15 protein-coding genes and 1 pseudogene are annotated in these 13,588 nt (G+C 73.3%); 7 read left to right on the forward strand and 9 right to left on the reverse strand.

All coding sequences use genetic code 11. The annotated features are described in order from the left end of the window. Nucleotides 1–22 precede the first annotated feature (22 nt). Nucleotides 23–1,357, reverse strand: coding sequence for an FAD-dependent oxidoreductase (locus BFF78_RS36770; RefSeq protein ID WP_069782395.1), 1,335 nt, complete (start codon nt 1,355–1,357; stop codon nt 23–25). A gap of 195 nt (nt 1,358–1,552) precedes the next feature. Between BFF78_RS36770 and BFF78_RS36775 the strand changes: the two genes are divergently transcribed. Continuing rightward, nucleotides 1,553–2,098: a DUF6214 family protein gene (locus BFF78_RS36775; RefSeq protein ID WP_079161630.1), complete on the forward strand. Its 546-nt coding sequence runs from the start codon at nt 1,553–1,555 to the stop codon at nt 2,096–2,098. A 30-nt stretch (nt 2,099–2,128) separates the two neighbouring features. Here BFF78_RS36775 and BFF78_RS36780 read toward each other — a convergent pair whose 3' ends face one another. From BFF78_RS36780 to BFF78_RS36795, 4 genes are all read right to left on the reverse strand, one after another. Then, nucleotides 2,129–2,797, reverse strand: a complete 669-nt coding sequence (locus BFF78_RS36780; RefSeq protein WP_069782396.1) for a TetR/AcrR family transcriptional regulator — start codon at nt 2,795–2,797, stop codon at nt 2,129–2,131. Between the two features lie 191 nt (nt 2,798–2,988). Beyond that, a complete protein-coding gene (locus BFF78_RS36785) occupies nt 2,989–3,678 on the reverse strand; it encodes an HAD family hydrolase (protein WP_069782397.1) in 690 nt (229 codons plus the stop codon). 425 nt (nt 3,679–4,103) lie between these two features. Next, nucleotides 4,104–5,039 carry a M56 family metallopeptidase gene (locus BFF78_RS36790; protein WP_069784041.1) on the reverse strand — a complete coding sequence of 312 codons (936 nt, stop codon included), beginning with the start codon at nt 5,037–5,039 and terminating at the stop codon, nt 4,104–4,106. A gap of 87 nt (nt 5,040–5,126) precedes the next feature. Further along, on the reverse strand, nt 5,127–5,678 hold the full coding sequence (locus BFF78_RS36795; protein WP_069782398.1) for a DUF5134 domain-containing protein: 552 nt from the start codon (nt 5,676–5,678) through the stop codon (nt 5,127–5,129). A 164-nt stretch (nt 5,679–5,842) separates the two neighbouring features. Between BFF78_RS36795 and BFF78_RS36800 the strand changes: the two genes are divergently transcribed. After that, nucleotides 5,843–7,564, forward strand: coding sequence for an FUSC family protein (locus BFF78_RS36800; protein WP_069782399.1), 1,722 nt, complete (start codon nt 5,843–5,845; stop codon nt 7,562–7,564). Then, nucleotides 7,561–8,220 carry a MarR family winged helix-turn-helix transcriptional regulator gene (locus BFF78_RS36805; protein ID WP_079161631.1) on the forward strand — a complete coding sequence of 220 codons (660 nt, stop codon included), beginning with the start codon at nt 7,561–7,563 and terminating at the stop codon, nt 8,218–8,220. The genes BFF78_RS36800 and BFF78_RS36805 overlap by 4 nt, the downstream gene beginning before the upstream one ends. Here the strand turns inward: BFF78_RS36805 and BFF78_RS46495 are convergent. Further along, nucleotides 8,217–8,819 (reverse strand): MmyB family transcriptional regulator, encoded by a 603-nt coding sequence (locus BFF78_RS46495; protein ID WP_227026008.1) that lies wholly within the window; start codon nt 8,817–8,819, stop codon nt 8,217–8,219. The genes BFF78_RS36805 and BFF78_RS46495 overlap by 4 nt on opposite strands. Nucleotides 8,820–8,831: 12 nt before the next feature. On the opposite strand from BFF78_RS46495, the gene BFF78_RS44030 reads away from it, so the two are divergent. Next, entirely contained in the window at nt 8,832–9,473 is a 642-nt protein-coding gene (locus BFF78_RS44030) for an alpha/beta fold hydrolase (RefSeq protein WP_069782401.1), read from the forward strand. Between the two features lie 27 nt (nt 9,474–9,500). Further along, nucleotides 9,501–9,650, forward strand: a pseudogene (locus BFF78_RS48660) (IS5/IS1182 family transposase); the annotation flags it as partial. A gap of 137 nt (nt 9,651–9,787) precedes the next feature. On the opposite strand, the gene BFF78_RS36820 reads toward BFF78_RS48660, so the two are convergent. Then, entirely contained in the window at nt 9,788–10,552 is a 765-nt protein-coding gene (locus BFF78_RS36820; protein WP_069782402.1) for a VOC family protein, read from the reverse strand. 153 nt (nt 10,553–10,705) lie between these two features. On the opposite strand from BFF78_RS36820, the gene BFF78_RS36825 reads away from it, so the two are divergent. Then, nucleotides 10,706–11,545 carry a class I SAM-dependent methyltransferase gene (locus BFF78_RS36825; RefSeq protein ID WP_069782403.1) on the forward strand — a complete coding sequence of 280 codons (840 nt, stop codon included), beginning with the start codon at nt 10,706–10,708 and terminating at the stop codon, nt 11,543–11,545. Here BFF78_RS36825 and BFF78_RS36830 read toward each other — a convergent pair whose 3' ends face one another. Beyond that, nucleotides 11,546–11,938: a VOC family protein gene (locus BFF78_RS36830; RefSeq protein ID WP_069782404.1), complete on the reverse strand. Its 393-nt coding sequence runs from the start codon at nt 11,936–11,938 to the stop codon at nt 11,546–11,548. A 71-nt stretch (nt 11,939–12,009) separates the two neighbouring features. Here BFF78_RS36830 and BFF78_RS36835 point away from each other — a divergent pair, with 71 nt between their 5' ends. Continuing rightward, nucleotides 12,010–12,549: a GNAT family N-acetyltransferase gene (locus BFF78_RS36835; protein ID WP_069782405.1), complete on the forward strand. Its 540-nt coding sequence runs from the start codon at nt 12,010–12,012 to the stop codon at nt 12,547–12,549. 3 nt (nt 12,550–12,552) lie between these two features. On the opposite strand, the gene BFF78_RS36840 is transcribed toward BFF78_RS36835, so the two are convergent. After that, nucleotides 12,553–13,236, reverse strand: coding sequence for a glycerophosphodiester phosphodiesterase (locus BFF78_RS36840; protein ID WP_079161633.1), 684 nt, complete (start codon nt 13,234–13,236; stop codon nt 12,553–12,555). Nucleotides 13,237–13,588: the final 352 nt, after the last annotated feature.

Below are 13,588 nucleotides of genomic sequence, written 5' to 3' on the forward strand. Positions count from 1 at the left end.
GCGGAACCGCCGGCCACCAGGGCTACGCCGAGCGGGCCGCCGTCAGCAGCGCGTCCCAGTCGGCCAGCTTGACCACACTCCGCCCCAGCCGCGTGCCCAGCTCGGCCTCGGCCCGCTCGATCGCCAGCCACCCCGCCCACGGCACGGGCTCGGTCCCGGCCGCCCGCAGCGCCGGCACCGGATCGCCGGGCACCTGCCGGCGCAGCAGCGCGGGAGCGTCCGCGAGCAGGGAGGCCGCCGTCTCCTTGGCGCAGGGCCGGTTGGTGCCGATCACACCCGTCGGGCCGCGCTTGATCCACCCGGCGACGTACTCGCCGGGGGAGGGGACGCCGTCACGTACGACACGCCCCGCCGCGTTCGGCACCGTGCCGCTCGCCGCGTCGAACGGCAGCCCGTCCAGCGGCACCCCGCGATAGCCCACCGAACGCAGCACCAACTGGGCGGGCACGTCCTCGAACCGTCCGGTGCCCGTCACCCCGCCCTGCCCGTCCGGTACCGTCCGCTCGAAGCGCACGGCGCCCACCCGGCCGGCGTCCGCGAGCAGTTCCACGGGGCGCAGGAAGAACCGCAGGCCGATGTGCCGGGCGGCGACGGCCGGGGGCTGGGCGGCCCAGCCCCGGAGCACCTCCAGATTGCGGCGCGCTACCGCGGGCAGGGTGGCGGGCTCCGCCGGATCCAGCGCCAAGTCGGCCGGATCGACGGTGACTTCGGTGCCGGGCAGGGTGCCCAGCTCGCGCAGCTCCTTGGTGGTGAAGCGGGCCTGGGAGGGACCGCGCCGGCCGACCATGTGCACCTCGGTGATCCCGCTCGCCGTCAGCGTGTCCAGCGCCGCCTGCGGCATGTCCGTCGGACTGAGCTCCGCGGCACCCCGCACGAGCATCCGCGTGACGTCCACCGCCACATTGCCCACGCCGATGACCACGGCCGACCGCACCGCGCGCACAAAGCCCGCGTCGGCCGCGTCCGGATGCGCGCTGTACCAGGCCACGAAGTCGGTCGCCGACCAGCTGCCCGGCAGTTCCTCGCCCGGTACCCCGAGCCGGCGGTCGCCGGCGGCGCCCACGCAGTACACCACCGCGTGGTACAGCTCCCGCAGCCGCTCCACCGGCACTCCGCGGGGGCCGCCCACCCGGACCCCGCCGATGAACCGCACCCGCTCGTGCTCCAGCACCGTCCTGAGGCTGCCCTGCAGGGACTTGATCTTCTCGTGGTCCGGGGCGACGCCGTAGCGGACCAGGCCGTACGGGCACGGCAGCCGGTCCAGGACGTCCACGCACACCTCGGCATCCCCCTGGACCAGGCTCTGGGCGGTGTAGCACCCGCTGGGCCCCGAACCGACGACGGCGACACGCAGCACAGCGAAACTCCTCGACGAAGGAGGTGGTGTGCGGACGTCACCAGCATGGCATCCCCGGGGCCGCGGCGGCAGGGTCCGGCGGGGTGACCCCGACGCGTGTCCGTTCCGTACGGAATGCGATCATGCGGTTACGTTGCGTGTGTGCTAGAAGCATCCTTGCTTAATCTTTCCGACCGGAACGCCGAGGACGGCGCGGTGGCCGTGTGGCCCGCGTGGAAGGTGCGGGAGCGCGGCGGCACCACCTCCTGGTTCCAGGTCCGGCTGGCCTTCCCCGACGGCGCCCGGGTCGACGCCCTGGCCGTCGTGCACCAGGGATGTGTGTCCATCGAGGACGTCAGGGCCGAGCCGGCCCTGTCCCTGGCCGACCTGACGGGGCTCGCGGACTGGATCGAGGGCCCACTGTTCGACTCGTGCGGGGTCGAGCGGCCCTCCCGGTGCGGCGGCGAGGAACCGCCCGAGGAGCGGCACGAACCGGAGGCCGGCGGCGAAAGGGCGCATGTGCTCTGTGCCGGGCCGCGGCGCGCCCGGCCGGTCTGGCCGCGGGGCGTCGAGGGCCGCCGGCTCGTCGCGAAGGAGTACCGCGCCGCGCAGGAGGAGGGCGCCGACCCGGTGCTGGCCGTGATGAGCGCGACCGGACACAGCCGCCGCCGCTCCCTCAGGCTGATCGCCCAGGCGCGGGACGCGGGCTTCCTGTCGCCCCGTCATGCACGCCGCCGGCTGAGGCGGGTTCCGGCCGCCTGAACCCGTCCGGAGGTTGCTCCCGAACCCGTCTCAGGGGTTGCCCGGACGCTCCTCCGTCGCGAAGAACCGCGACAGATCCCGCTCCCGCGCCTGTGTGCCCGACTCGCTCTCCGGTGGCACCCCCGACTCCCGGTCGAGCCCGTACCGCTGGAACAGTTCGGCCCGCAGTACCGGAACGGGCATCGACGCCCCCGGGATCAGCGCCGCATACACGGCCCCCATCAGCAGGGCCCGGAGTATCGGATAGTCGGCGGCGACGTCCTCGGAGCCGTACCGGGCCACGGTGTCGCTGAGCAGCTCCGCCAGCCGGCGCTGCTCCGGGCACGGCATGAAACCCTCCGCCTGTAGCAGCCCCGCCATGTGCTGCCGCATCAGCACCGGCCGGTCGCGGGCCAGGCCCAGGATCGCGTCGATGGCGCGGGCGAGGCGCTCCCGGCCGTCCTCGGTGTGCGGTTCCCGCTCCAGGGCCTCCTCCAGCGTGCGGTGCATCAGCCGGTGCACGGCGGACTGCACCAGCTGGCGCTTGCCGGGGAAGTAGTACGACACCAGTCCGCGCGCCGAACCGGCCCGGTCCGCGATGTCGCCCAGCGTGGTGGCCTCGTAGCCGTGCTCGTCGACCAGTTCCACCGCGGCTTGTAGCAGCCGCTCCCGGGAACGCCGGCGCAACTCTTCATTGACCGAGGCGCTGCGCGGGGACATTCTGAAACTCCTGCGTTGACTGGCTGCCAGCCAACTATACTCAACGCAGAGGGCATCGCCATGGGCGGGCCCTGTCAAGGGCTGCCGTCCGTCTGGGGCGACGCGGGGGATCGTCTCAGACGGGCGGCGTCTACATCGAGGCCTTTGCGGCGGGCGGTCGTGGCAGCGCCGGGCCGGCCGTCTTCCCGGCCTCAGCCCACCAGATCCAGCACCGGCAGCAGCGCGTCGGGCCGGTCCGTCACCGGCAGATGGTCGACGAAGTGCACCCGGCAGCCGAGCGCGGCCGCCCCACCGTCCGCCTCCTTGCTGTCACCCACCATCACCACCTGCCGAGGATCGGCGCCCAGCGCCGCACAGGCGACCGAGAACAACCGAGGGTCCGGCTTCTGCACGCCGTGCTCGTACGACAGCACATACGCGTCCACATACCGGTCGAGCCCGTGCTCGCGGAACACCGGCCGCAGATCCCAGCCGATGTTGCTGACCACGCCCACGCCGATCCCGCGCTCACGCAGGGTGCGCAGCACGTCGGCGGCGTCCGGGTACGGGGCCCAGGCGGCCGGGGTCTTGTGCCGCTCGTACAGCGCGTCGTGCAGCCCGGGGTCGGGCAGCGGCACCCGTCGCGTCAGGCCCGTGTACGCGGCCCGGTGCAGCTCCGCGCTCTCGTCCCGCACCGCCCAGATCCCGGCCAGGTCCGCCGGCAGCTCCAGCGGATTCGCCCCGCCCGGCAGCGCACCGGCCGCCTCCAACGCCCTTGCGGCGTCTTGCAGTTCGGGTTCGGGCAGGACATGTCCCGTCTCGGCCAGTACCGCGCGCAGCCAGGACTCGGTGGACTCGACGCGGAAGAGCGTCCCGGAGAAGTCGAACAACACGGCAGTCATACGGTCGACCCTACCGAGGCCGGTCGTCAGGCGTGTCGGCGTGACCGGGCCGCGGCCACTCGTGAACCACCACGGCCAGAGCCACCGTCAGCGCCCGAACAGCCGGCCGCCCAGCTACGCCACGGCGGCCGCGAGCAGGGCCGTGGCGCGGAGGGCTGTGGCGCGCAGGGTCCGTGCGGCGGGAGCGGGGACCGGTGGGGCTGCGGTGCGTGCCGCGATCTTTGTTGCTCGGCAGGCTCGGGGCCACCTTCCGCCCGACCCGTGCGTCGTACGCAGTCGGCAGTCGGCAGTCGGCAGTCGGCTGTCGACAGTCGACAGCGGCCAGTTGTCAGTCGGCAGTCGGCAGCCGATAGCGGCCAGTTGTCAGCCGACAGCCGACAGTCGACAGTCGACAGTCGACTGTCGACAGTGGGCAGTTGCCAGTGTCAGCCGAGCGCCCGCAACCCGGGAATCAAGGCCACCAGCACCGGGATCACCGGGACCAGCGCGGCCACCGCCGTCAGGCGCAGCCGGCGCAGTGCGGGGAGCCGGTCCGGGGGAGTCAGCAGCCGGTGCACCCGCTGCGGCACATGGGCCTGCGGGGTGGGGCAGGGACCGAACACGCCCCGCTCCTCGTTGAGTTCGACCAGCGCCAGTGCGGTCGTCAGCCGGCCGAAGCGCCGCGAGGCCATGTCGTCGGCGGCCAGCTCGACCAGCCGGTGCATCTCGGCACGGAACGCGGCGAACACCGGCACCTGCGGGAACCCGCCCGCCAGCGCCGCCGAGCAGTGCAGCAGCCAGTCGTGCCGGGCCTGCGCGTGGCCCTGTTCGTGGGCGAGGAGTGCGTCGAGCTGACGCCCTTTCAGGCGGCGCAGCGCGGCCGTCGTGATGACCAGCCTGGGTGCCGTACCGGGTAGCCACCAGGCGTCGGGACGCTCGCCCTCCAGCACCACCAGCCGGCCGTGCGAGGGCTCCTCGCCCGGCAACAGCGGGGCGCGCACGAGGAGTTCGGCCCGCCGCGTACGCCGCGGGGTTCGGGCCCGTACGACCTCGCGCACCAGCATCGCCAGACTCCACAGGCCGCCGGAGGCCAGCAGTACGGCGGTGGGCGCCGCCCACGGGCCGGCCGTGCCGAGCGCGTAGGCGTCCACCACCGCGCGCGGAGCCCGGGCGAACAGCTGGCCGCGCACCGCCTGCCAGGCCGCCGACGCGCTGAGCGTCATCGACAGCAGGCAGCACAGCAGGACGGCCGCCACGACGCACTGCCACACCCACAGGGCGAGGACCGGTTCGCGGTCCGGCCAGTCGGCCCGGGCGAACAGCTGCGGGGCGACGACGGCGGTCAGGGCACCGAGCAGCAGCAGGGTCACGGGGACCATCATGGTCAGCACCCTATGAGCGCGTGGCCGCTCGCCGGTACGGTCCGCGCCACCGAAGTGACGCAGGCAACGCACCCGCACGGACCCCGCTCACATGGTCAGCAGCATCGTCACCATGCCGATCCCCATCGACAGCCGGCAGGCTCGCGACAGTTCCGGCCGGTCGCCCCAGCGGGTGGAGCCGCCGCCGGCCCCGGCCACCGCGGCGGGCACCAGACGGGCACCGGCGAGCAGCACGTAACCCACGAAGTACAGCAGGAGTGCGCCGGTCAGCAACGGCACCCCGGCGCCGCCGTGCCCGTGGTGCGCGCCGGGCGGGGCCGCCGCCATCACCACCGACATGTAGACCATCGCGGCCGCGCCCACCAGGTGGTGCAGATGACGCGGGGCGGCTCGCGCGGCCCACAGCGCGCGCAGTGCCGCCGCGCCGAACACGGCCGCGTACACCGGCCAGCCCCAGCTCGGCGGCGAGAACGCCGCCGCCGGTACGGCCATCACGGCCATCCCGAAGCCCATCACGGCCTCGCCGCCCGCGGCCCGGCGCTGCTCCTCGACGTCGCTGCGCATCCGCAGCAGACAGTAGGCGCCGGTCGTCGCGCACAGGGCGACCAGCAGCCACGCGGCCGGCACCGGTCCGTGCACGCGCACCTCCCCGTTCGACGGTCGGTCAAGGGATGCGATGCCCACGTCATGCGGAGCGCACGCGAGCGCAAGGGGGTACACGGGGAGCATTCGCCGGAGCACCGCAGGTGGGCGAGGTTCGAGGTGCATATTTTGCGAGTAAAACACGTGCTAAATTGATGCCCATGAGCAGTGCGACCCGCCACCGACTTCCCCTCGCCGGAGTGCTCCGCCCCGGGCGGCCCTCGGACATCTGGTTCAAGCCCGCGCTGAGCGTCGTCGCCGCGGTCGCCCCGCCCAACCTGCTCCTGCTGGCGCTCGGCCGCCTCGACCTGGCGATGTACACGATGGCCGGATCGCTGTGCGCGCTCTACGGTCACAACCGGCCCTACGCCGCCCGCGCCCGTGTCCTGGCCCGGGTGGTGCTCGGCATGGTCGGCGGCCTCGCCCTCGCCCTGCTCACCGCGTCGCTCACGGGCGACGCCGTCGTCCTCGTCACCGTCGGCGCCGTCATGGCCGCCGTCCAGAAGACCGTGTGCGACGCCACCCGGCTGGGACCGCCCGCGAACGTGGTCCTGACCTTCATCAGCTCCGCAGCGCTGTTCACGCCGCAAACCCTCGGCCAGGTGCCGGAACACGTCGGTCTTGCTCTGGTGGCCGGCGCCTGGGCCTGGCTGGTCGGCATGGCGCCGGGCCTGCTACGCCCGTACGGTCCCGAGCGCCGCGCCACCGCCCAGGCCCTGAACGCCGCCGCCGGATACGCCGACACCCACGGCACCGCCGACGGCCACGCCCGGGCCCGTGCCACGGCCGCCGCCGCGATCCACGCCGCCCGGCAGTCCCTGCTCGCCGCCGGCGCCCGCCCCGACCGCACCCGGCGCGCCTTGGAACGGCTCCTGGCCCGCGCCGAGGTCGCCCTCGCCGCCCCCGCCGACACCGACCCCGAACGGCTGCGCACCTGGGCCCGCGAGCTGCGCGGTACCGGCCTGCTCCCGCACGTCGCCTCCCCGTGCGAGTCCGCCGTCGAACTCCTCGGCCAGGACGTCGAACCCGCCCTCCCGCGAAGGTCGTTGCGGCACCGCCTGGCCCTCCTCGCCCCGATCGCCGCGCGCACCGCGATCGGCTGCGCCCTCGCCGGGTACGCCTCTCTCGCGCTCGGGGCCGGCCGCCCCTACTGGGCGCTGGTCACCGCGGCCTCCCTCTACCAGGCCAACGTCACCCTCACCTGGAGCCGAGGCATCCAGCGTGTCGTCGGCAACGTCGTCGGCGTCCTCGTGTTCGCCGCCGTCGTCCCGCTCGCTCATCTCCACCCGGCCGCGCTGGTGCTGTGCTGCCTCGCGCTCAACTTCGGCGCCGAGGCGCTCATCGCGCGCAACTACTGGCTCGGCACCGTCTGTGTGACCCCGATGGCCCTGCTCATCACCGAGTTCGCCCGCGCACAGAACCCCGCCGAACTGATCACCGAGCGGGTCGCGGACACCTTCGTCGGCGCGCTGGCCGGCTTCGTCGCGGCCGTCGCCGTCACCAACCGGCGCGCGGGCGACCGTCTCGAACACGCGCTGACCACGGCGGAACGCGCCCGCGAGAACGCCGCCCGGCTGCTCGCCGAGCCGCACCCGGCCCCGCGCGCCCTGGAGTCGGCCCGCCGGGCGCTCGCCGCCGCCCTCGTCGACCTGCGCTCCACGGCCGACGCGGCCTCCGGCGAGTGGTGGCAGCGCGCCCTGCCCGAGGAGCGGGTCGTGCGGGCCGAGCAGTCCGGACACCGTACGCTCGCGGCGGCGGTGCGACACCAGGGGTTCGTACCGCAGACCAATGACCAGGACCGCGCCCCGGAGCAGGACAATGATCTGGACCGGAGCCACCAGGTCCAGGCCCCGGGCAGGACGACGGAGGGCATACGGCCATGACGGCGACGAACGGCGGACGGGCGCCGGTGGACGACGCGGCCGACAAGGGACGGGCGGGCGAGCCCGGCGGCAGACGGCCGGGGGACGGCGACGCCGGCACACCCGCACCCGGGACCGGGCCCGGGCCCGGTGTGGACACCGGCACCGCCGCGCGCCAGGACACCGTCGCCGTCGTGGTCCGGCAGTGGCGGGCCGTTCATCCCGAGCTGGACACCGGGCCCATGGAGGTGATCGGCCGGATCAACCGCTGCGCCGCCCTCCTCCAGCAGGCCGAGGACGCCCCGCTGCGCCGGGCCGGGCTCAGCCGGCCCGAGTTCGACCTGCTGGGCGCGCTGCGCCGGACCGGCCATGAGCTGACCCCGGGCGACCTGGTCCGGGAGACCTTCTCCTCCGGGGCCGCCGTCACCAAACGGCTCAAGCAGCTGACCGAACGAGGCCTGGTCGAACGGCGCGGCGACGCCCGCGACCGCCGCGTCGCCCACGTCCGCCTCACCGACGCCGGCCGCGCCCTGGTGGACGGCATCCTCCCAGAACAACTGGCCTACGAATCAGCCGTGTTGTCGGACCTGGCCCCGAAGCGTCAGGATGAACTCGCGGACGTCCTGGGCGAGTTGCTGAGCCGACTGGAAGGCCACATGGGCGCGCTACGGGCCTAGGGGCCTGTCCGGCACATGATCACGGCGGGGCTAGTGGGTGTCAGCTGAGCCCGGCGCGCCGGCGCAGAGCCGTCTCGGTCGCCTCGTCGGCAGGGAAGAAGAGCCTGCCAGGACAGCACCGGGTCATCCGTGCCGTCGGGGGACAGCCGGCTCCAGCCGCGACGGTCGGGGATGTCCGGCCAGGTGCCGATCTCGTCGGCCAGCGCGACGAGGGCGGGATCCTGCGTCCGCACCACGGCCCGGTCGAGCCGGCGCAGCAAGTGGGCCGACCACTGCGGGAAGTTGCGGGTACGGCGGACGAGAGCGCCGGGGTGCAGCGCGGTGCGGAAGAGGTTCGTCGGCACACCGCGCACCTCTTCCGGGATGCCGGAGATCAGCCGGCGCCCGGCCTCGTTGGTGAGCCGTACATTCCACTGCCCGTCGATCGCGGCACCCGGAAACGGGCCGTGCGTGTTCAGCAGCGTCTGCAACGAGGCCCGGACCCCGGACAGCGCCGGATCGCTCAGCGGTGTCTCCGGGAAGCGGGGAGCGTAACCGGCCGCCAGCAGCCAGTCGTTCCGCTCGCGCAGCGGCAGGTCGAGTACGACCGGCGCGGCCACGGGCGCTCCGACGTGCCCGGACGGGGCTACGACCTCAACCGTCTCGCCGACGACCTGGCCAACCTGCTCGCCCGCCTGGACCTGCACGACGTCGTACTGGTCGGACACTCCATGGGCGCGGCCGAGGCGGTCCGCTGCTTGACCCGCCGGGGAGACGAGCGCGTCCGGGGAGTCGTCCTGAGCGCGCCCACCACACCGTTCCTGCTCCGCACGGACGACAACCCGGAGGGCCCCGTCTCGGCGGCAGCGGCCGAGGCCGCCCGCACGCTCATGCGTCGCGATGTCGGGGCCTTCGTCGCGGCCACCTCGGGCGCCGAGTGGTTCGGGCCCGGCTACGAGGTATCGGACGGACTGAGCGACTGGACCAGCCGCCAGTTCTTCGACACCCCTCTTCAGGTCCTGCTGTCGACGAACAGGACATGCGTCAACGCGGACCTGCGCGCGGAACTCACCGCGCTCACGGTGCCCGCCCTGGTCATCCAGGGGGATGCCGACCGCTCGGCCCCGATCGAGCAGACCGGGCGCAGGACCCATGCGCTGCTTCCCGACGCGAGGCTCGTCGTGATCGACGGCACCGGACACGGCCTCTACATGAGCGATCCGGACCGCTACAACAGGGAGGTACTCGCCTTCGCGCACACCCTGCCCCACTAGCGTGCGGCGCAGGAGCTCCGCCAGGTGGCGAGGGACGAACCGGAAGATCCGCCGCCCGCACAGACTGGTCGGGCACTCGGCCGCTCTCGCGGCGGGCTGACGACCAGGGCCCGACTCACGGCGGACGACCGCGGCCTGCCTCTGGCCGTGGCCGTCACGCCCGGCAACGTCAACGAGGGAGGCCGCTCGCACCGGTACTTCCCGGTGAGTGTGCCTCTCGCCGGCGGCTCCCAGGTGAACATGGCGAGGCCGACGAGGATCCGCTCCGAGCTGCCGCTGGGAGTCGAAGCGCGGACGAAGGCAGGCGCAGCGCCTCAGCCCTCCTCGCCGGCCAGGTGCACTCCGAACTCCGCGCCCTGCGGATCCCGCAGAATCGCGATGCGCGGGCCGTCCGGCACCGACACGGGTGCCAGCACGACGGCACCGCCCGCCCCTGCCGCGACCTCGGCCGTCGCGTCCACGTCGGCCACCGCGAAGTACGGCAGCCAGTGCGGCGGCACCTCGGGCGGGTACCGGTCGCCCATGTCGGCCATGCCGCCGAAGTCGTCGCCGTCGATGCCCCACTGCGTGTACCAGTCGGAGGCGTTGACGCTCCAGCCGAACACCGTGGTGTAGAAGTCCCGGGCCCGGTCGGTGTCCCGGGTCGCCAGCTCGACCCAGCCCAGCGTGCCGGGCGCGTTGAACAGACCGGCGCCCGGGAAGGACCGCGCCTGCCACAGCTGGAACGCCGCGCCCGTCGGATCGAGGGCCACCGCGAACCGGCCCACGTCGAACACGTCCATCGGACCGAGGACCACCGTGCCGCCGGCCTCCTCCACGCGCCGTACCGCCGCGTCCGCGTCCGTCACCGCGAAGGAGACGTTCCACGCCACCGGCTGGGACTCCTGGTACAGCGGGGTGAGCGCGGCGACGGCCGCGTCCCCCAGGTGCGCCACCGTGTACCCGCCCGCCTCGGCGCGTGGATCGGTCTCCGGACGCCAGCCGAACAACTCGGTGTAGAACCGCTTGGCCCCCTCCAGGTCGCTGGTCCCGAGCTCGGTCCAGCACGGTCCGCCGGTCACCGGCTTGTCGAACTTCATGACGGTTCCTTCCGGCCGGGTGCACTGCCGTACGACACAGAGATCTCTCCGCACGCTAACCGCGACTGCCCGCCCCGGCCATCCGGGACGGTCCCGTGGGAGGCGCGGAAAGTCGTTTGCCCGCGCGCAGCCGGGTACGTGAGGGTTCCAGCCATGGACACCGAGGACACCGCGGCACCGTCGCTGGCCGAGGAGATCGCCGAGTACTACGGCCGCGACAAGGAGGACGCCCGGCTGCGCGCCGGCGCCGGACGGCTGGAGTTCTGGCGCACCCAGGACGTCCTGCGCAGGCTCCTGCCGCCCGCTGCGGCCCGGATCCTCGACGTGGGCGGCGGCAGCGGCGTCCACGCGCAGTGGCTCGCCGCCGACGGCCATGACGTGGAGCTCCTCGACCCGGTACCCCTGCACGTCGAGCGGGCGGCCCGGCTGCCCGGCGTGCGGGCCCGCCAGGGCGACGCGCGCGCCCTGGACACGCCGGACGCGTCCGTGGACGTGGTGCTGCTCCTCGGCCCGCTCTACCACCTGCCCGAGCGCCCGGACCGGGTACGGGCCCTCGCCGAGGCACACCGGGTCGTACGGCCCGGCGGGCTCGTGGTCGCCGCGACGATCAACCGGTTCGCGCCGCTGCACGACAACCTGAGCACCGGGCTCTACTTCGACGCCGAGCACCGGCCGCAGATCGAGGCCGCCGTCGGCGACGGCCGGATGCGCCCGACAGGGGGGCCGAAGTCCCTGTTCACCACGGCCTACTTCCACGATCCCGCCGACGTCCCGGCCGAGTTCGCGGACGCCGGTCTGACGCCGCACGCGCAGTACGGCCTCGAGGGCGCGGCCTGGCTGATGGGCGGCATCGCCTCCTGGCTGGAGGATCCGCGGCGCCGGGCGCTGGTCCTGGCGGCGATGCGGCAGACCGAGTCCGTGCCCTCGCTGCTCGGCATCAGCGGCCATGTGCTGACCGCGGGGACGAGGCCCGAGGACGGGCCCGGACGCTAGCTAGACACCCGGCCGGTAACGCATCGGATGGTCCTTGGGCACCTCCACCAGCGCGATGCGGATGCCGTCCGGGTCGCTGATCCACATCTCGACCAGGCCCCACGGCTCCTTGACCGGCGGCCGGACGATGTCGACGCCCTTCGCCCCCAGCTCCTCGTGCGCGGCCGTCACGTCGTCGACCTGCAGCCACAGCCGGACCGCGGGCGACGGCGGGGTCTCGGACCTCCCGGAGAGCTCCAGGAAGCCGCCGCCGAGGAAGTAGACCGTCCCGCGCTCGGGCCCCGTACCGAACTCACGGTAGACGGCCAGTCCCAGCTGCTCGCCGTAGAAGGACCGGGAGCGCTCGGGGTCGGTGGGGGTGAGCAGCGTCCGGCTGCTGAGTACGTGCACCATGCAGGCGGAGCCTAATGGCAGGGTTACCCTCGACCCTGGCTGAGCCACGCCCGAGATCGAAAGGCCGCTCCATGGAAACCCGCGCCACCCGGCCCACGTTCCGCGATGCCACCGACAGGGACGTCGACGCGCTGGTCGCGTTGATCGAGTCGGCCTACCGCGGGGACGCCAGCCGGGTCGGCTGGACCACCGAGGCGGACATCCTTCAGGGGCGCAGGACGGATCCCGAGGGCGTGCTGGAGGTGATCAGGTCGCCCGGCAGCAGGATGCTGACCGTGGAGCAGGACGGCCGGATCGTCGCCTGCTGCCAGCTCGAACACCGCGGTGAACACGCCTACTTCGGCATGTTCGCGGTCAGCCCCACGCTGCAGGGCGCGGGCCTCGGCAAGACGGTCATGGCGGAGGCCGAGCGTCAGGTCCGCGAGGCCTGGGGCGTCACCGAGATGCACATGACCGTGATCTCCGTACGGGACGACCTCATCGCCTGGTACGAGCGCCGCGGCTACCGCCGTACGGGAAGGATGTCGCCCTTCCCGTACGGCGAGGAGCGCTTCGGCATCCCGCAGCGCGACGACCTTCAGTTCGAGCTGCTGGTCAAGAAGCTCGTGTGACCGTCAGGCCGTGAACCGCCCGGTGCGCTTGATCTGCGGAAAGTCGGTCGTCGCGCCGTCCAGCTCCAGCGCGCGTACCAGCCGCAGATGCTCCGGGGTGTTGACGACCCAGGCGAAGATCCGCAGGCCGGACGCGCGGGCGTGCTCGACGACCTCCAGGGTGAGCCGGCGGATGTTGAGGGAGACGGTCGCCGCGCCCACGGCGACCGCGCGCTCCACGATGTCCGTGCCGTAGCGGTCCCCGATCAGCGCCGTGCGCACGCCCGGCACCAGCCGGGCGATCTCGGCGACCGCCTCCTCATGGAACGAGGACACCTCCACGCGCCCGACCAGATCGCGCTCGTCGATCACCGCCGCGAGCGCCCGGGCCGCCGCCACATCCTTGATCTCGGCCTGCAGCGGCGTGCGCACCGCGTCGAGTACCTCCTCGAAGACCGGCACCCGCTCCCCGCGGCCCGCGTCCAGGGCACGCAGCTCGGCCAGGGTCTTCTCGGCGATCGGCCCGGTGCCGTCGGTCGTACGGTCCACCTCCGCGTCGTGCATGACGACCAGGGCGCCGTCCTTGCTCAGGTGCAGATCGAGTTCGATCAGGTCGAGGCCTGCGTCCTGCGCGGCGACGAAGGAACGAAGGGTGTTCTCGGGCTCGACACCCATGGCCCCGCGGTGACCGATGGTAAGAAAGTTCAAGGTTCGACTCGCTTCCGTCGACGGCGGCTCGGCGCGCGCGGGACGGGCGGACGCCGTCGTCCGCGCGGGCAGAGTCGCAGCCTAATGGCCGGGCCGCGCGATGAACCCGCATGTGCATCAGGCATCCGGGCGCGTGGCGGGCGCCAGCTGGCCGGTATACGCCCCGCCGTCACCCTCTCGTGGGCGAGTCCCCGCGCCCTTGACCGACCGGGTCGCTACTGCGCGCGGATCAGGGGTACTCAACGGAAGTGAGCGCCGTCACGGTTTACGACAGGAAAAACATCCGCGACCAAGGTCTCAGACAGGAAAATTTCCCGAGCCGCCTCTTGCTGGCGGAAACCGGGTATGCATA

The sequence above is a fragment of the Streptomyces fodineus genome (assembly GCF_001735805.1).
GTDB lineage: Bacteria > Actinomycetota > Actinomycetes > Streptomycetales > Streptomycetaceae > Streptomyces > Streptomyces fodineus.